Annotated in this window: 14 protein-coding genes; 2 read left to right on the forward strand and 12 right to left on the reverse strand. The window is 73.0% G+C overall.

Translation table 11 applies throughout. From position 1 onward, the window contains the following. Window positions 1-75: 75 nt before the first annotated feature. The 7 genes from pheT to infC all read right to left on the reverse strand — a co-directional run bounded on the left by pheT (window position 76) and on the right by infC (window position 7,491). Complete coding sequence (pheT, locus tag ACFWI8_RS34350) at window positions 76-2,601, reverse strand: phenylalanine--tRNA ligase subunit beta (protein ID WP_387099594.1); 2,526 nt, start codon at window positions 2,599-2,601, stop codon at window positions 76-78. Next, window positions 2,601-3,731 carry a phenylalanine--tRNA ligase subunit alpha gene (gene pheS / locus ACFWI8_RS34355; RefSeq protein ID WP_387099596.1) on the reverse strand — a complete coding sequence of 377 codons (1,131 nt, stop codon included), beginning with the start codon at window positions 3,729-3,731 and terminating at the stop codon, window positions 2,601-2,603. The genes pheT and pheS overlap by 1 nt, the downstream gene beginning before the upstream one ends. A 155-nt stretch (window positions 3,732-3,886) precedes the next feature. Then, window positions 3,887-4,993, reverse strand: a complete 1,107-nt coding sequence (locus ACFWI8_RS34360) for an ATP-binding protein (RefSeq protein ID WP_387099599.1) — start codon at window positions 4,991-4,993, stop codon at window positions 3,887-3,889. Between the two features lie 115 nt (window positions 4,994-5,108). After that, a complete protein-coding gene (locus tag ACFWI8_RS34365) occupies window positions 5,109-5,960 on the reverse strand; it encodes a TrmH family RNA methyltransferase (protein ID WP_387099601.1) in 852 nt (283 codons plus the stop codon). Between the two features lie 131 nt (window positions 5,961-6,091). Beyond that, window positions 6,092-6,478 (reverse strand): 50S ribosomal protein L20, encoded by a 387-nt coding sequence (gene rplT / locus ACFWI8_RS34370; protein ID WP_132928306.1) that lies wholly within the window; start codon window positions 6,476-6,478, stop codon window positions 6,092-6,094. Window positions 6,479-6,588: 110 nt separating this feature from the next. Then, the gene (gene rpmI / locus ACFWI8_RS34375; RefSeq protein ID WP_132928307.1) at window positions 6,589-6,783 is read right to left on the reverse strand and encodes a 50S ribosomal protein L35; all 195 of its coding nucleotides are present in this window, start codon (window positions 6,781-6,783) and stop codon (window positions 6,589-6,591) included. Between the two features lie 63 nt (window positions 6,784-6,846). Further along, window positions 6,847-7,491, reverse strand: coding sequence for a translation initiation factor IF-3 (infC, locus tag ACFWI8_RS34380; RefSeq protein WP_387099623.1), 645 nt, complete (start codon window positions 7,489-7,491; stop codon window positions 6,847-6,849). 333 nt (window positions 7,492-7,824) lie between these two features. Between infC and ACFWI8_RS34385 the strand changes: the two genes are divergently transcribed. Then, window positions 7,825-8,241 (forward strand): DUF1844 domain-containing protein, encoded by a 417-nt coding sequence (locus tag ACFWI8_RS34385; protein ID WP_387099605.1) that lies wholly within the window; start codon window positions 7,825-7,827, stop codon window positions 8,239-8,241. Here ACFWI8_RS34385 and ACFWI8_RS34390 read toward each other — a convergent pair. From ACFWI8_RS34390 to rfbB, 4 genes are all read right to left on the reverse strand, one after another. Then, a complete protein-coding gene (locus ACFWI8_RS34390) occupies window positions 8,195-8,935 on the reverse strand; it encodes an MIP/aquaporin family protein (protein ID WP_387099626.1) in 741 nt (246 codons plus the stop codon). The two genes, ACFWI8_RS34385 and ACFWI8_RS34390, sit on opposite strands and share 47 nt — an antisense overlap. 180 nt (window positions 8,936-9,115) lie before the next feature. Then, window positions 9,116-9,844 carry an SseB family protein gene (locus tag ACFWI8_RS34395; RefSeq protein ID WP_387099608.1) on the reverse strand — a complete coding sequence of 243 codons (729 nt, stop codon included), beginning with the start codon at window positions 9,842-9,844 and terminating at the stop codon, window positions 9,116-9,118. A 10-nt stretch (window positions 9,845-9,854) separates the two neighbouring features. Further along, window positions 9,855-10,649, reverse strand: coding sequence for a thioesterase II family protein (locus ACFWI8_RS34400; protein WP_387099611.1), 795 nt, complete (start codon window positions 10,647-10,649; stop codon window positions 9,855-9,857). Between the two features lie 108 nt (window positions 10,650-10,757). Continuing rightward, window positions 10,758-11,756, reverse strand: a complete 999-nt coding sequence (rfbB, locus tag ACFWI8_RS34405) for a dTDP-glucose 4,6-dehydratase (RefSeq protein WP_387099614.1) — start codon at window positions 11,754-11,756, stop codon at window positions 10,758-10,760. Window positions 11,757-12,143: 387 nt separating this feature from the next. Here rfbB and ACFWI8_RS34410 point away from each other — a divergent pair, with 387 nt between their 5' ends. Beyond that, window positions 12,144-14,945: an AAA family ATPase gene (locus ACFWI8_RS34410; RefSeq protein WP_387099617.1), complete on the forward strand. Its 2,802-nt coding sequence runs from the start codon at window positions 12,144-12,146 to the stop codon at window positions 14,943-14,945. A gap of 70 nt (window positions 14,946-15,015) precedes the next feature. Here the strand turns inward: ACFWI8_RS34410 and ACFWI8_RS34415 are convergent. Further along, a partial coding sequence (locus tag ACFWI8_RS34415; RefSeq protein ID WP_387099620.1) for an SDR family NAD(P)-dependent oxidoreductase occupies window positions 15,016-17,109 on the reverse strand: 2,094 nt, incomplete at its 5' end.

The raw sequence follows: 17,109 nt of genomic DNA on the forward strand, positions 1-17,109 counted from the left end.
CCCGGCTGCTCGTGGCGGCGGAGCCGCCGAGCCGGGCCCTGCGGCCGGGGACCTTCGAGGCCCACGCGCCAGCGGTTACCGCTGGGTGGCGCCCGTGCGGGCCGTCGCGGCGGCTACCGCCGCCTCGCGGGCGGCTGTCGTCTCCTCGGCCTTCAGGGTCCGGTCGGGCGCGCGGAACCGCAGGGTGTAGGCGAGCGACTTGCGGCCCTCGCCCACCTGTTCGCCGGTGAAGACGTCGAACAGCCGCAGGGACTCCAGCAGTTCGCCGGCCCCTTCCCGGAGCGCCGCCGCCACCTCGGCCGCCGGGACGGCGGCGTCGACGACCAGCGCCACGTCCTGGGTGGCCACCGGGAACGAGGACACCGCGGGGGCGGCCGGCAGGCCGGCGCCCGCGCGCTGGAGCGCGTCCAGGTCGGCCTCCATCGCGCAGGTGCGCTCCGGCAGGCCGAGTGCCTTGATCACCCGCGGGTGCAGCTCACCGGCGTGGCCGACCAGCGTGCGCTCGCCCTCCGCCACCGCGTACAGCGCCGCGCACCGGCCGGGGTGCCACGGGGCGTGCCGGTCGCTCTCCACGACGAGCTCGGCGCCGGCCTCGGCGGCCACCGTGCGGGCGGCCTCGACGGCGTCCGCCCAGCCGGCCTGGCGGCCCTCGCCCCACCAGCCGGCCGGCTCGCGGGAGCCGGCGAGGACCACCGCGACGCGCCGCGGCTGCCGCGGCAGCGCCGCGTCCAGCAGGGCGATCTCCTCGGCGGACGGTCGCCTGGTGACCGGCAGCCGGACGGGCGCCGGCTCGTCGCCGGTGGGCCGGAAGACCAGGCCGGTCTCGAACAGGGCCAGGTCGCCGGTGCCGCGGCCGACGTTGCGCCGCAGCGCGTCGAGCAGCCCGGGCAGCAGCGTGGTGCGCAGCGCCGGCTCCTCGTCGGAGAGCGGGTTGAGCAGGCGGACGGTGCGCCGGCGGTCGTCGTCCGCCGGCAGGCCGAGCGCGTCGAGCTGGGCCTCTCCGAGGAACGGGTAGTTGGGCGCCTCGACGTAGCCGGCGCCGGCCAGCGCCCGGCCGACCCGCCGGTGCAGCCGCTGCCGCTCGGTCAGGCCGCGGCCCGGCTTGGGGCGCGGCAGCGTCGACGGCAGGGCCGCGTAGCCCTCGAGGCGGATGACCTCCTCGGCCAGGTCGTTGGGGTCGGTGAGGTCGGGGCGCCAACTCGGCGGGGTGACGGTCAGCAGGTCGCTGCCGGTGACCGTGCAGCCGACCTCCTGGAGCCGGCGCACGACGGTCTCGCGGCCGTAGGTCATGCCGGCGACCCGGTCGGGGTGGTCGGCGCGGATGGTGATGGTCACCGGCGGCGCCTCGGTGACGACCTCGGTGACGCCGGGCTGCGCGGTACCGCCGCCGAGCAGCACCAGCAGGTCGACGGCGCGCTGCGCGGCCGCGGCGGCCGCCAGCGGGTCGACGCCGCGCTCGAAGCGGCGGGCGGCCTCGCTCGACAGTCGGTGGCGGCGTGCGGTGCGGGCGATGGCGACCGGGTCGAAGTGCGCGGCCTCCAGGACGATCTCGGTGGTGCCGCGGCCCTCGCCGATCAGCGGCTCCGGCTCGTCGCCGGGCACGTCGGCGATCTCGGTGTCCTGGCCGCCCATCACGCCGGCCAGGCCGATCGGCCCGTTGGCGTCGAAGATCACCAGGTCCTCCGGGTCGAGCGCGCGGCGCGCGCCGTCCAGGGTGGTGAGCTTCTCGCCCGGCTGGGCGCGGCGCACGCCGATGGGTCCTGTGACCCGGGCGTGGTCGTAGGCGTGCAGCGGCTGGCCGATCTCCAGCATCACGTAGTTGGTGACGTCGACGGCGAGCGAGATGGGCCGCATGCCGGCCTTCTGGAGCCGGCGCTGGAGCCAGATCGGGGACCGGGCCTCGGGCCGCACCCCGGTGACGGTGCGGGCCACAAACCGGTCGCAGCCGGGGTCGGTGACCCGGACCGGGAAGCCCTCGGCGTTGGGCGCCGGCACGTCGAGCAGCGCCGGGTCGCGCAGCGGGAGGCCGAAGGCGGTGGCGGTCTCACGGGCGATGCCGCGCATGGACAGGCAGTAGCCGCGGTCGGTGGTGACCGCGATGTCCAGCACCTCGTCGACGATCTCGAGCAGCTCGATGGCGTCGGTGCCGGCCTCGTGCTCGGGCGGCAGCACGATGATGCCGTCGTGGTCGTCGCCGAGGCCGAGCTCGCGGGCGGAGCAGATCATGCCCTCGGAGACCTTGCCGTAGGTCTTCCGGGCGGTGATCTCGAAGCCACCGGGCAGCGTGCCGCCGGGCAGCACGACCACGACCTTGTCACCGACGCGGAAGTTGCTGGCGCCGCAGATGATGTTCTGCGGCTGTCCCGTGCCGTTGGCGGTGCCGACGTCCACCTGGCAGTAGCGGATCGGCTTCTTGAACTCGGTGAGCTCCTCGATGGCCAGCACCTGGCCGACGACCAGGGGGCCGGTGAGGTCGGCGCCGAGCTGCTCGACGGTCTCGACCTCCAGGCCGGCCGAGATCAGCCGGGCCGCGACCTCGCGGCCGGTGATCCCCTCCGGCAGGTCCACGTATTCCCGCAGCCAGGAAAGCGGGGCGCGCATCAGATCTCCATCCCGAACGGCCGGGTGAACCGCACGTCACCCTCGATCATGTCTCGCATGTCCACGATGTTGTGGCGGAACATCAGCAGGCGCTCGATGCCGAAGCCGAAGGCGAAACCGCTGTACCGCTCGGGGTCGATGCCGCAGGCCACCAGGACGCGCGGGTTGACCACGCCGCAGCCGCCGAGCTCGATCCAGCCCTCGCTCGAACAGGTGCGGCAGGGCCGGTCCGGGTTGCCGACGGACTCGCCGCGACAGCGGAAGCACACCATGTCCATCTCGGCGGACGGCTCGGTGAACGGGAAGTAGTTGGGCCGCAGCCGGGTGCGCATGCCTTCACCGAAGAGCGACTGGACCATGTGGTCGAGGGTGCCCTTGAGGTCGGCCATGGTGAGGCCCTCGTCGATGGCCAGGAGCTCGACCTGGTTGAAGACGGGGGTGTGGGTGGCGTCCAGTTCGTCGGTGCGGTAGACGCGGCCCGGGCAGATCACGTAGATGGGCGGCTCGCGGTCCAGCATGGAGCGGACCTGCACCGGCGAGGTGTGGGTGCGCAGCACGAGGTCGGCCTCGGCGCCGCCGGCCCGGTCCTTGTCGCCGGCGAGGAAGAAGGTGTCGTGGGTGGTGCGCGCCGGGTGGTCGGGGCCGATGTTGAGGGCGTCGAAGTTGAACCACTCGGCCTCGACCTCGGGGCCCTCGGCGACCTCGTAGCCCATCGCCGTGAAGATGTCCTCGATGCGCTCGGACAGCGTGGTCAGCGGGTGCCGGGCGCCGGCCGGGCGCCGGTCGTAGGGAAGGGTGACGTCCACCGCCTCCTCGACCAGCACGCGCTCGTCCCGCTCGGCCTCCAGCTCCTCCTGGCGGGCGGCGAGGGCGCCGCCCACGGCCTTCCTCGCCTGGCCGACGCGCCGACCGGCTTCCGCCTTGGCGTGCGGCGGGAGCGCGCCGATCTCGCGGTTGGCCAGGGCGAGGGGCGACCGGTCCCCGGCGTGGGCCACCTTGACCTCGCGCAGCGCGTCGAGGCTGTCGGCGGCCGCGATGGCCGCGAGCGCCTCGTCGCGCGCTCGGTCGATCTCTTCCGGTTTCAGTGCCTCGACCTCGACAGGGTCGTACGACTTGTTGGGTGCCGACATCTCTTCCGTTGCTTCCGTTTGGCGTGGCGCCCCGCTGCGCGCCCCGCGCCGAGTCTACGGGGGCACGCCGGGGGCGTGGGCATGCGGTGCGAGGGGGTGAAGCCCGCGGCCGGGGCCGGCGGTGATCCGGTGCGATCGGTGACGATCGCGGAGGGTCACGAAAGGAACGCCGGGGTGCCCGCGGGCAGGGTAAATCGGAACCTGGCGCCGCCCTGGGGCGAGCGGCCGACCGCGACGGTGCCACCGTGGGCCTCGACGATGCCCTTGACGATGTAGAGGCCGAGCCCGGTGCCGCCCCGGTCGTTGCCGCGCCAGAAGCGCGTGAAGACCCGGTGGACGGCGTCCTCTGGGATGCCGGGGCCTTCGTCGCTCACGGTGACCGATGTCCCTTCCTGACTGGGGGCGCCTTCCGGCGTCGGCGGGGAGGGGGCGCCGGACGGCACCCTGTCCACCTCGATGGTGACGGTTCCCGCGCCGTGCCGCACGGCGTTTTCCAGCAGGTTGCCGAGGACCTGGTCGATCTTGTCGGGGTCGGCCCACAGGCCGGGCAGCGAGTCGGCGATCCGCAGGTGGAAGCGGTCGGCCTGGACGCCGCCGTTGACCAGGGTCTCGACGTGGCGGCGGACCGCCTCGTCGAGCCTGACCGGCTGGCGGCGGATCTCCAGGCGGCCCGAGTCGATCCGGGAGACGTCGAGCAGCTCCGTGATCAGCCGGGTGACTCGGTCGGCGTCGCTGTCGACGGTCTGCAGCATCAGCTTCTTCTGCTCGTCGGTGAACCGCTCCCACTTGTCGAGCATGGTGGCGGTGAAGCCCTTGACCGAGGTGAGCGGGGAGCGCAGCTCGTGGGCGACGGTGGCGATCAGCTCGGCGTTGCCGCGCTCCGCGCGCCCTCCGGCGTGGCCGCCGCGCACGGTGAGGACCAGGCGGCGGACGGGGCCCGCCGGCCGGGACCGCGCGTAGCGGGTGGTGACCAGCAGCTCCTGGCCGCTGGGCAGCAGCAGGGTGCGCTCGGGCTGCCCCGGGCGGTCCGCGGGGCCGTGGTAGGGGTCGGTGAGCCGCCACCAGTCACGGCCGTCCGTGGACTCCAGCGGCAGCGCCTCCTCGATGCGGCGGCCCAGCGCCTCGGCGGCCGGGCGGCCGGTGAGGCGGGCCGCCTCGGCGTTGAAGCAGACGACCAGGCCGGCGTCGTCCGCGACGACCAGCCCTTCCGGCAGGTCGTCGGGGAGCAGGTCGAGCTCCCCGACACCGGCTTCGGTGTCCATCCCCGTCCGCCCCCTCTCGCAGTGCGGTCAGCGTACTAGGACGCGTCGGTTCATCCCTCCCCCGGCGGAGCGCGCGACCACCGTGCCGGCGCGCTGATGGCCGAAGGTCGACCCGCTATCTGGCCGCCCGGCACCCGCCGGGGGCGCGCTGGGCGCGTGCCGAGGCGTACAGGCAGACGGCCGCCGCGGTGGCCAGGTTCAGGCTCTCGGCCCGGCCGTGGATGGGGACCCGGACGACGGCGTCGGCCAGCGCCCTGGTCTCGGCGGGCAGGCCCCAGGCCTCGTTGCCGAAGATCCAGGCGGTGGGACCGCCCATGGCGCCGGCGTCGAGCTCCGCGTCCAGGTCGCGGTCGCCGCCGCCGTCGGCCGCCAGCACCCTGGTCCCGGCCGCGGCCAGACCGGCGACGGCGCGCTCCACGGGGACGCCGACGGCGACCGGCAGGTGGAACAGGCTGCCGACGGAGGCGCGCACCGCCTTGGGGTTGTAGAGGTCGACGGAGGCGTCGGTGAGGATCACGGCGTCGGCGCCGGCCGCGTCGGCGCAGCGCAGCACGGTGCCGGCGTTGCCCGGGTCGCGGACGTGGGCGAGGACGGCGACCAGCCGCGGGCGGGCCGCCAGGATCTCCTCGATCGGCCGGTCGAGGAACCGGCAGACGCCCACCATGCCCTGTGGGGTGACGGTCTGCGAGATGCCCGCGACGATCTCCTCGGTCGCCCGGTGCACCGGGGCGCCGGCGGCCAGGGCGGCCTCGACGATGTCGCCGTGCCGCTCGGCGGCCTCCGGGGTGGTGAACAGCTCGACCAGGGTGCGCTCGCCGCCGGCCCGGTGCTCGGCGGCCTCCCGTACCGCCTGCGGTCCCTCGGCGAGGAACCTGCGCTCCTTGCCCCGGAAGCTGCGGCGGGCCAGCCGCCGGGCGGCGACGACGCGCGGGGAGCGTGGGGAGGTCAGCTCGGCGGCGGGGGGCATGGCGTGGGACTCGCTATCTCTTCGGCTCGGGCGGTGGGACGCGTGGCCGCACCGGGACCGGTGAAAGCGCGGACCCGCAGGCACGTGGCCTGCGGGTCCGGACTCGGTGTGCCAGCGAGGAGCGGGCTGGCTCAGGCGGCGGCCCTGGGGGCGTTGACGTCGCTGGGCAGCGCCTTCTGAGCCGTCTCGACCAGGACCGCGAACGCGTTCGGGTCGTTGACCGCGAGCTCGGCGAGCATCTTGCGGTCCACCTCGATCTCGGCGGCCTTCAGGCCCTGGATGAACCGGTTGTAGGTGACGCCGTTGGCGCGGGCGGCGGCGTTGATCCGCTGGATCCACAGCTGCCGGAAGTCGCCCTTGCGCTTCTTGCGGTCGTTGTAGTTGTAGACGAGGGAGTGGGTGACCTGCTCCTTCGCCTTGCGGTAGAGGCGCGAGCGCTGACCGCGGTAGCCGCTGGCCTGCTCCAGAACAGCCCGGCGCTTCTTGTGGGCGTTGACTGCCCGCTTGACGCGTGCCACGTGTGTACTCCTTGTAGGGGGGCCGCGGGACGGTCACGCAGCCCGGAACGGATGGGGTCCCGGTCGGACGCCCGGGTGTCCGCGGCCGGTCGGCCGGCGGACGCGCCGGGTCACTTGCCGAGAAGCTTCTTGATCCTCTTGGCGTCGGCCGGAGCCGCCTCCGTCACACCGGCGAGGCGACGGGTCAGCGTCGACGGCTTGTGCTCCAGGTAGTGACGGCGACCGGCGCGAGGGCGCATCACCTTGCCGGAACCAGTGATCTTGAAGCGCTTACTGGCACCGCTGTGCGTCTTGTTCTTCGGCATGTCGCCGTTCTCTCCTCGTCGTCTTCCTGATCCTTGACACCCGGCAGGGGGCGCCGGCCTTTCTCAGGCCGACGCCTTGCCCTGCTGGCGCTCGACCTGCTCGCGCTCGGCCTGCTGGCGCTCGGCCTTGCGGGCGGCCTGGGCCTCCCGCGCCTCGGCCATCGCCTCGGTCTTCTTCTTGTGCGGACCGAGAACCATGATCATGTTGCGCCCGTCCTGCTTGGGGTTTGACTCAACAAAGCCCAGATCCTGGACGTCCTCAGCGAGCCGCTGCAGCAGCCGGTAGCCCAGCTCGGGGCGGGACTGCTCACGACCGCGGAACATGATCGTGATCTTGACCTTGTCCCCCTGCTTGAGGAACCGGACGACGTGACCCTTCTTGGTGTCGTAGTCGTGCGGATCGATCTTCGGCCGGAGCTTCATCTCCTTGATCACCGTGTGCGCCTGGTTCTTGCGCGCCTCACGGGCCTTCATGGCCGACTCGTACTTGAACTTTCCGTAGTCCATGAGCTTGCAGACCGGCGGGCGGGCGTTGGCCGCCACCTCGACCAGGTCCAGGTCGTACTCCTGGGCAAGCTCCAGGGCCTTGGCAAGCGGCACGATGCCGACCTGCTCGCCACTGGGACCGACGAGTCGCACCTCGGGGACGCGAATCCGGTCGTTGATACGGGGCTCGGCGCTGATGGGGCCTCCTCGGTTGCGCCGCACGGTTGCCTGGCGGACAGCCGTGCCGGGATCGTTCCTGGCGGACAGCCGTTCGGCGGCGTGAAAAAACGCCCCGAACGGCACACAGGCGGGGCTCCTTGGGGATCCGGGAGCACCGCCGCAGATCACCGCGGGGCGCAGCCTGACCAGTGACCTGCCGGCCCGAAGGGCCAGCCAGGTGGGAGTACGGAGCCTCCACTTGTGGGTCAGCCACATGAGTGACCGACCGGTCGAATTCCAGACTACACGAAGTACCCGGTGGTCGCTTGCGCACGGTATGGGTGCTCGACCGGGGGCCGCGCGTGACGCGGTCGGGCCGGGCCTACCCTGGACGGCATGAGCGAGACCGCACCGGCCGACCGTCCCGGCGAGACCCCCGCCCCCGCCCCCGCCGCACCCGACGTCGAGGGCCTGACCCGCGACATCGCCGACGTGCCCGCGGTCGAGGTGATCACCACCGTGGCGGTGCACCTGATGAGTTCGGCCGCGGTCAACCTGGGCCTCGCCGAGGGCGGCGAGGAGCACAAGGACCTGGACGAGGCGCGCAAGCTGATCACCGCGCTCGCCGGCCTGGTCACGGCGAGCGCCACCGAGGTGGGTTCCTACCACGCGGCGCCCCTGCGGGACGGCCTGAAGTCGCTGCAGCTGGCGTTCCGCGAGGCGTCCGCGGTGCCGGACGAGCCGGGCCAGGGCCCTGGCGAGAAGTTCACCGGGCCGGTCCTCGGCTCGCCCGCCGGGCGTTCTGCTCGCTGAACCAGCCGCCGTTCTCGGCGTGCACCAGCTGGTGCACCAGGACGGCGACGGCGGCGCCGACCAGCGGGGCGACGATGAAGAGCCACAGCTGCGTGAGCGCGGAGCCGGTGGCGAAGATCGCAGTGGCCAGGCTGCGCGCCGGGTTGACGCCGGCGCCGGTCAGCGGGATGCCGACGAGGCTCACCGCGCCGAGGGCGAGGCCGATCGGCACGCCGTCGAAGCCGCGGAGCAGGAGGCCGGGTCCCGGGGTGGCGGCGAGGTAGACGAAGACCAGCAGGAAGGTCAGCAGCGCCTCGATGACGAAGGCGCCGCCGAGCGAGATGCCCACCGCGGAGCGGCTGTCGAAGCCGTTGCTGCCGAAAGCGCCGTGGGTGCCGAGCCCCGGTACCTGCTTGGCCACCAGGAAGAGCAGCGCGGCACCGACGATGGCCCCGGCGAACTGGGCGATCCAGTAGGCCACGGCGGCGCGGAGGTCCATCCGCCCGGCCAGCAGCATGCCGAGCGTGACGGCGGGGTTGACGTGCGCGCCCGAGACGTGGCCGAACACGTAGACCAGGCCGAGGAGCACGAAGGCGAAGGCGAGCGAGATGCCGAGGGTGCCGATGAACTCCCCGGCGAGCACGGCTGATCCCACGGCGAAGAAGACCAGGAGCAGGGTTCCCACGAACTCGGCGGCCAGCGGCCGCGGGTCTATCGCGGCGGGGCCGCCGGCGTGGCGGGTGTCGGCGGAGTCGGTCGTGCCGGGCTCGGTCTCGGCGGACATGGCGCCCTCCTGTGCCAGACGTCGGTCGTGCTGGCAGTCTCCGGCACCGGATCGCGCCCCGCACGCGCATGCCGCCATGCGGGTGGCGGTCGCCGCCGCCAGGACCGCGGCTCAGCGACGGTAGGTGGGCTCGCCTGGCAGCGTGGCGTCGGGGGGCAGCACGGCGAGTTGGAGGCCGCGCACCAGGTGGGCGCGGAGCGTCGCGTCGGCGGCCAGCGTGCCGGCGAGTCGGCGCACGGTCTCGGCGGTGGGGGCGGCCGGGTCGAGCAGCAGCGCCAGGGTGGCGTCGGCGTCCTGGCCGCCCGGTACCAGGCGGGCGACGCGGACGGCGGGCTCGGCGGCGAGCGCGGCGCGGACGGCGTCGAGCACGGCCGGCGCGCCGGCCGGGTCGCCGCCGCCGGCCACGGCACGCAGCGCGGGGCCCGAGAGCTCGTAGCTGACCGGTCCCGCGACGTCGACGACGAGGGCGGCGGCGTTCTCCTGGACGGCGGCGCGCAGCGCCTGGGCGGTGGTCACGGCGACGGGGCGGGCGTCCGGGCGCCAGCGGGCCAGGGTCTCGGTGGCGGTGAAGACCGGCAGCGCGCGGCGGCCGCCGGGCAGTTCGAGAGTGAGGACGGCCATCTCGCTGCTCTTCTCGCGGCGCAGCCCGTCGGGTCCGGTCTCGGCCTCGCCGAGCACGGCGACCACCGGGACGAGCAGCCGGGCCGGCCCGAGCGCGGCCAGCAGCCGAGGCTCGGTCCGTGGATCGCGGGCCCAGGCGTCCAGCGCCTCCCGCACCGCGGGGTCGGCCGTGCCGTCGTCGTCGGCGAACGCGGGTCGCGGGATGTTCTTCTGGGCCACGGTGAGGAGACTATGCGGGGCCGCCGCGGGGCGCCGTGGCGGGGGTCGTGCCGGCGAGCCAAGCGGTGGCCGTCTCGGTGAGGGTCCGCGTCACCGCGGCGGCCTGGGTCGTGAGGTAGAAGTGTCCGCCCGGGAAGGTGTGGACGGCGCAGGGTCCCGTGGTGTGGTCCTGCCAGGCGCGGACGTCGTCCACCGGCGCCAGGGAGTCGTCCTCCCCGGTCATGGCCGTCAGCGGACAGTTCAGCGCGGTGCCGGGCCGGTGGCGGTAGGTCTCCACCGCCGTGTAGTCGGCGCGGATCGCCGGGAGGAGGGAGCGCAGCAGTTCGTCCTCGCCGAGCACCTGCGTGGCGGTGCCGTCGAGTCGGCGTAGTTCCGCGAGTACCTGGTCGTCGTCGCGGCGGTGGACGAACTCCCTGGGCTGGCGGGAGGGGGCGCGGCGACCGGAGACGATGACGCCCAGAGGCCCGGTGCCGCTCTCCTCAAGGCGGAGGGCGACCTCGAAGGCCAGGGTGGCGCCGAGGCTGTGGCCGAAGAGGACGACGGGGCGGTCGAGGCACGGCCGCAGTGCGTCGGCCGACTGGTCGGCCAACTCGACCATGCTGTCCACGCACGGCTCGTGGCGGCGGTCCTGCCGCCCCGGGTACTGGATGCCGAGGACGTCGTAGGCGGGGGCCAGGGCGCGGGAGAGTGGGAAGAAGTAGCTGGCGGATCCCCCGGCGTGCGGGAAGCAGGCCAGGATCAGGGGCGCCTGTGGGGAGGGGTGGAAGCGGCGCACCCACCGGGTCGTCGCTGCGGGGGCCGTCATCGTCTCGGCGCCTTTCTCTCCGTCTTCGCTCCGTGCGGCCGTGCCACCGCGTGCCGCTCCGTCCACGGTGGGCCAGGGGGCGGTCGCCGGGCGACCCCTATCCGCCCCTTACCAGGAGCCCTCGACCACGGGGCTGCGGCCCTTCAGGGGCTCCCACCAGTCCCGGTTCTCGGCGTACCAGCGGATGGTGTCCCTGACGCCCTCGTCGAAGGGGATCTCCGGCCGCCACCCGAGTTCGCGGCGGATCCTGCCGGAGTCCAGGAGGTAGCGGCGGTCGTGTCCCGGGCGGTCGGGGACGACCTCCTTGAGCGTGGTCGGCAGGCCCAGTTCGTCGAGTACGAGGTCCGCGAGTTGTCGGACGCTCGCCTCGACTCCTGTTCCGACGTGGTACGTCTCGCCCGTCTGCCCTTTGAGCAGCACCGCCTCGACGGCCCGGCAGTGGTCGAGCACGTGGATCCACTCGCGGCGGTTGTAGCTCGACTCGTACATCGGCAACGGTCGTCCGTCCAGTGCCCGGGTGGTGAACAACGGGAGCACTTTTTCCGGGAACTGGTGGCTGCCGTAGTTGTTCGCGCAGTTGGTGATGGTGACGGGCAGGTCGAAGGTCTCGTGGTAGGCGCGCACCGCGTGGTCGGCTCCGGCCTTGCTCGCGTTGTAGGGGGTGCGGGGCCGGTAGGGACTCCTTTCGGAGAAGGTCTGCGTGGAACGCAGCGAGAGATCGCCGTACACCTCACAGGTCGAGATGTGGTGGAAGCGTTCCACGCCGGTCTCCCGGCAGACCTCGAGGAGGTTCTGGGTTCCGAGCACATTGGTGCGGAAGAAACGCCCGGGGTCGAGCACCGCGAGGCTGTTGTGGGATTCCGCGGCGAAGTTGACCACGATGCCGACCCCGTGCTCGTCGAGGAGTCGTCTGACGAACGGGGCGTCGCCGATGTCGCCGTGTGCGAAGACGATGTCGTCGCGTACGTCGGCGAGGTTGGTGAGGGTTCCCGCGTACGTCAACGCGTCCAGCGCGACCACGGTGTCCCCGGGGTGCTGCCCGAGCCAGTACCGCACGAAGTGCGAGCCGATGAAGCCTGCCGCGCCGGTTACCAGGAGAGAGGTCATGCCGAACACGCTAACGAGATCACGGCCGCGCGTCCCCGGCCGGCGCGGTGCGTAGCGGTTCATAGGGGCCCGACTCCGGGCCCTGGCGGCGCCGTCCGCTTCCCCCGCGCGAACCCGGTCCGGCCCCCACGGGTGCCGCGTCGGCGCCAGCGAATGCTGGCAGTGAATCAACCGAATTGGCCGGAGATGACCGAACTGGCGTGGTTGTGGGGAAGTAATCACCAAGATGTAATTCTACAGAACCCTTTCACCACCTCCGTGTACGTGATACAGTCGCGAAATTCCGGCTAAGTCAACCCAAGAAGCAAGTAAAGCTACACCCTAGAGGTCGACCACATCATGTGCCACACGGCGCATTGAAAAACAAATCAGGGGGAAAGTTTTACCATGTTCACGGGGAGAAAAAAACATCTGGACGTCCTGCTTTCCTCGCTCACTCAGGCACAAAGCGGAAGTGGGCAGGTGGCGCTGGTTACCGGATGTCTCGCCTCCGGAAAGAGCGCACTGCTTCAGCAATTCTCCGAAACAGCCGATTCCTCGGGCGCCATCGTTTTCAACGCCACGGGTTCGAGAACCGAACGCGACCTGCCCATGGGAGTCGTCTGGCAACTACTGCACAGCACTCCGATCCCCTCCAAGGTAATCCGCCGTTTCTCTCGGTTCAGCAGAGCGGAAACCGCGGGGAGAAGCGAGGGGGAATCGCCGTCGGGCGGGCTCAGGCGGGGTGAGGTTCTCGCCCTGAACAGCCTGTTCTCGTCCCTCCTGACCCTGGCCAGGTCGCGTCCCGCCGTCATCATCGTCGACGATCTCCACTTCGCCGACAACGCCTCGTTGCAGGCGCTACTGTTCCTCCGGCATCGCCTGCGGTCGTCGCGGGTCCTGGTCGTGCTCTCCTCCTGGGACAGGCCCGGATATGTGGGCCCGGCCGTGCAGATGGAGCTGATGCGCCAGGCACACCACCGTATCCGTCTCGGCCGGTTGTCGACCGAGGAGATCACCGAACTCGTCCTGGGCGCGGGCCACCGGGATCCTTCCTCGGCGGCGGATCTCGCCGCCGGCCTCGGCGTGCTCAGCGGCGGCAATCCGCTGCTGGTCCGTGCCCTGCTGGACGACAGTCCCCTCGGCGTGGACGAGGAGTCGGGGCAGGCTGGGCGCCCCGTCGCCGGCGAGGCCTTCCAGCGGGCCGTGCTCGACTGTCTGCACCGCTGGGACCCGGCGTTGATGGAGGTGGCCCGCGGTCTCGCCGTGCTCGACGACCACGCCGCGCCGGAGCTGATCGCGCGCCTGCTCCCCATGCAGCCGGACACGGTCCCCCAGCTGTTGGCCGTCCTGGAGAAGGCGGGGCTGCTGCACCAGGGGCGCCTCGGCAGCCCCGAGATCGCCGCCGTCGTCCGGGGCACGCTGTCGGGCGAGGAGACCACGCGGCTGTACTCCCGCGCCGCCGAACTGCTCTACGAACACGGCGCCATGGCGGGGGACGTCGCCCGCCGCCTGCTCCGCGCCGACACGGTGCCTGGCCCCTGGGCGCTGCGGGCCCTGCGGCAGGCGGCGGAACAGACCCTGGCCGAGAACGACGTGGACTCCGCGGTACGCGGCCTGGAGCTGGGGCTCCGTGAGTGCGGCCAGGGGCCGGAGGCCCTGAAGTTCCGGGCGGCCCTGGTCCGCGTGGCGTGGCGGGTCAATCCCTCCGCGGCGGCGCGCCACATCTCGCCGCTGTACGACGCGCTGAACCTCGGCCAGTTGAGCGCACGCGACGCCGCGCCACTCATCCGGCACCTGCTGTGGCAGGGCGACCGGGCGACGGCCACCCGTCTGCTGTGGTCCATCACCTCCTCCCCCGAGGCGGGGCGGACGGCGGGGCTCGCCGAACTCCGGATCGCCCACGAGTGGATCTACGGCGCGCCGTGCGAACCGCCGGCCGCCGAGTCCCCGGCGCCCTCCGGCCGGAGCGCGGCGAGAAGACCGGCGGCCGGCCCGCAGTCGCGGGGCAGCGCGACGCTGAGCACGCTGTGGCGGCAGGGGATGAGCGAGGCGCTCCTCAACGGCGTGGAGCACATCCTGCAGGGCCGGCTCGGCGACACCATCCCGGAGGCCGGCGCGATGGCGCTCCTGGTGCTGCACCACTCCGGGCACCGCAAGCGGGCCGAGTACTGGCACGGCGTGCTCTCCGCGGAAGCGGCCCGGTTGGACGCCCCGACCTGGCAGGCCGTCCTGGCCAGCGTCGGCGCCGACATGGCGATGCGGCGCGGGGACCTGGCTCGGGCGTCGGCGCTGGCCCGGGAGGCGCTGAGCCGGCTCCACGCCCAGAGCTGGGGCGCGGCGATCGGCTTCCCGCTGTCCACCCTGGTCCTCGCCGAGACGGCCATGGGTCGGTACGAGGAGGCGTCGAAGCTGCTCGACCTGGTGGTACCCGAGGCCGTGTTCGACACCGTTGCCGGACTTCAGTACCTCTACGCGCGGGGACACTACAACCTGGCCGTGGACCGGGTGCTCGCGGCGGCCGGCGACTTCGAACGGTGCGGCGCCCTGATGCGGGAGTGGGACGTCGACTTCCCGGCGCTGGTGCCCTGGCGCAGCAGCCTCGCCCAGGCGAACCTGCGGCTGGGACGCTCCAGGGAGACCGCCGAGCTGATCGCCCAGCAGCTCGACCTGCTCGGCCCGTCCGAGTACGCCCGCACGCGCGGCCTCTCGCTGCGGGTGCTGGCGGCCGCCAGCCCGCTGAAGGAACGGTGCGCTCTGCTGCAGGAGGCCGCTCTGCTGCTGGAGCAGAGCGAGGACCGCCTCGAACTCGCCCGGACCCTCAACGACATCAGCCAGGTGTACCAGACGCTCGGTGACCTCGGCCGGGCCCGTCTGGTGGCCCGGCGAGCGACCCAGGAGGCCAAGGCGTGCAACACCGATGTCGTCACCCCACTGCAGGCTCTCCGGGTGCCGAAACAGGTCATTCGGAGCCAGTCGGAGCCACCGACCCACCAGACTGACGGCCTGGTGGCGCTGAGCGAGGCGGAGCGGAAGGTCGCCACGCTGGCCGCCTACGGCCACACCAACCGGGAGATCGGGCGCAAGCTGTACATCACGGTGAGCACGGTCGAGCAGCACTTGACGCGCGTCTACCGGAAGCTCAACGTCCGGCAGCGGACGGACCTGCCGTCCGAACTGACCCGCTACGCCTCCGACATCAGGCCGTAGCAAGCCGGCCGAAAACGCCGGAAGGGCCGGGGCGACGCCCCGGCCCTTCGGCGTGCTCGGCTCCGGCCCCTCACCCCAGGGCGCCCAACTCGTCGTCGAGGATCTCGAAGAGCTCCTCCGCGGTCGCCCCCTCGACATCGTTCACCGGCTCCTGCTCGGTCCCGGTGCCCCGAGCCAGCGTGGCGGCGAGGGACCGCATGCGGGCGGCGAGCCCCGCGCGTTGCTCCACGGTGAGCGGGGTGTTCTCCGCCAAGGCCGCCTCCAGGGCGGTGAGCCGCACCTCCGGCGACGGGCCGGCCGCGTCCGCCACCGGCTCCGTTCCCCCCAGGCCGGCCAGCAGCCGGTCGGCCACGGCGGCGGCCGTGGGGTGGTCGAAGACCAACGTGGCCGGCAGCCGCTGCCCGGTGGCGGTCTCCAGGTGGTTGCGAAGCTCGATCGCGGTGAGCGAGTCGAAGCCGAGGTCCAGCAGCCCACGCTCGGGCTCCACCATCTCCTTCCGTTCGTGGCCCAGCACCATGGCGGCGGTCGACCGCACCAGGTCCAGGACCGCCCGCTCGCGCTCGCTCCCGGTCAGGGCCAGCAGCCTCCCCAGGACCGCCGTCGCACCGCCGCCCGGCGCCACGCGGCGCCTGGCGGGCGCGACCAGGGCGCGCAGCATGGCCGGCACGCCCTCGGGGGCCCGGGCAACCCCCGACAGGTCGAGCCGCGCCGGCACCAGGGCAGGCTCGTCCGAGCCGAGCGCACGGTCAAGAAGCGCGAGCCCGTCGTCGAAGGACAGGCCGAGCACACCGGAGCGGGCCATCCGGACGAGATCGGTCTCCGACAGGGCGTCGGACATACGGCCGTTCGCCCACAACCCCCAGGCCAACGACACGGCCGGCAGCCCCCGCGCCGCGCGGTGGTGGGCCAGCGCGTCGAGGAACACGTTGGCGGCCGCGTAGTTGGCCTGCCCCGCCGCCCCGAGCGTTCCGCCCATCGAGGAGAACAGCACGAACGCCGACAGGTCGAGCCCCAGGGTCAGTTCGTGCAGGTTCCAGGCCGCGTCGACCTTCGGGCGCAGCACCGCGTCCATGCGCTCCTCGGTGAGGGTGGTCAGCACCCCGTCGTCGATCACCCCGGCGGTGTGGACGACCGCGGTCAGGGGGTGTTCCGGGGGGATCGCGGCGAGGAGTGCGGCGAGGGCGTCCCGATCCGCGACATCGCAGGCCGCGACCGCCACCTCGGCGCCCAACTCGGTGAGCTCCGCCCGGAGTTCGCCGGCACCTGGGGCGTCCAGGCCACGACGGCTGACCAGCAGCAGGTGACGGACCCCGTGCCGGACCACGAGGTGTCGGGCCACCACCGCACCGAGCCCACCCGTCCCACCCGTGACCAGCACCGTACCCACCGCATCGAACCCCACCCCGGGACCCGGGGCGTCGACAGCGGACGGAACGGCCGCACGGACCACCCGGGGGACCCGGATTCCCCCTTCGCGCACCGCCATGTCCCGCTCGTCGGCGTACGCGGCGGCACGGACAGCCCGCGCGAGAAGACCGGGTTCCGCGGCCCCGGCACCGGCCCCTTCGACGTCGAGCGCCACGAACCTGCCCGGGTACTCGAGTGCCGCCGTGCGCACCACACCCCACACGGCCGCGCTCGTCAGGTCGGGGACCTCCTCCCCGGGCCCCGCCGCGATCGCGCCACTGGTGACGACGACCAGCCTGGAGTCCGAGAACCGCTCGTCGGTCACCCAGTCGCGAGCCACCCGGAGCACCGCGTTGGCCGCCGCGCGGACGGCTGAGGCGCTCTGCGCCGCCTCAAGCCCCTCTCCGGCCGCCCGGCAGAAGTGGAACACCACGTCGGGGGCAGGCTCCCCCGAGTCCACGTCGGCGGTGAGGGCGGCCCAGTCCCCGTAGGTGCGCACCCGTCCGCCGGCCGACTCGATCGCCCGGGCCAGTTCCGGGAAACTGTCGCCCAGAACAGCGCAGTCACGAACAGGCGGCAGTCCTCCGGCCGGCGTCCAGGGGATCCACTCGACGCGGTACATGGTGTCGGGTGTGGTTGTGGTGGGGTCGACGGGGCGGACAGCCAGCGACTCGACGGAGGCGATGGGTTGTCCCTGCCCGTCCGCGACGAGCAGCGAGACCGCGCCCTCCCCAGCTGGGGCGATCCGGACGCGCAA

It is taken from the genome of Streptomyces sp. NPDC127098 (assembly GCF_042722465.1).
Classification (GTDB): domain Bacteria; phylum Actinomycetota; class Actinomycetes; order Streptomycetales; family Streptomycetaceae; genus Streptomyces; species Streptomyces millisiae.

What these genes read in the sequence shown, in the direction of transcription:
- pheT (WP_387099594.1), bottom strand. Translation starts at nt 2,601, where the DNA reads ATGCGCGCCCCGCTTTCCTGGCTGCGGGAATACGTGGACCTGCCGGAG.
- pheS (WP_387099596.1), bottom strand. Translation starts at nt 3,731, where the DNA reads ATGTCGGCACCCAACAAGTCGTACGACCCTGTCGAGGTCGAGGCACTG.
- ACFWI8_RS34360 (WP_387099599.1), bottom strand. Translation starts at nt 4,993, where the DNA reads ATGGACACCGAAGCCGGTGTCGGGGAGCTCGACCTGCTCCCCGACGAC.
- ACFWI8_RS34365 (WP_387099601.1), bottom strand. Translation starts at nt 5,960, where the DNA reads ATGCCCCCCGCCGCCGAGCTGACCTCCCCACGCTCCCCGCGCGTCGTC.
- rpmI (WP_132928307.1), bottom strand. Translation starts at nt 6,783, where the DNA reads ATGCCGAAGAACAAGACGCACAGCGGTGCCAGTAAGCGCTTCAAGATC.
- ACFWI8_RS34385 (WP_387099605.1), top strand. Translation starts at nt 7,825, where the DNA reads ATGAGCGAGACCGCACCGGCCGACCGTCCCGGCGAGACCCCCGCCCCC.
- ACFWI8_RS34400 (WP_387099611.1), bottom strand. Translation starts at nt 10,649, where the DNA reads ATGACGGCCCCCGCAGCGACGACCCGGTGGGTGCGCCGCTTCCACCCC.
- rfbB (WP_387099614.1), bottom strand. Translation starts at nt 11,756, where the DNA reads ATGACCTCTCTCCTGGTAACCGGCGCGGCAGGCTTCATCGGCTCGCAC.
- ACFWI8_RS34410 (WP_387099617.1), top strand. Translation starts at nt 12,144, where the DNA reads ATGTTCACGGGGAGAAAAAAACATCTGGACGTCCTGCTTTCCTCGCTC.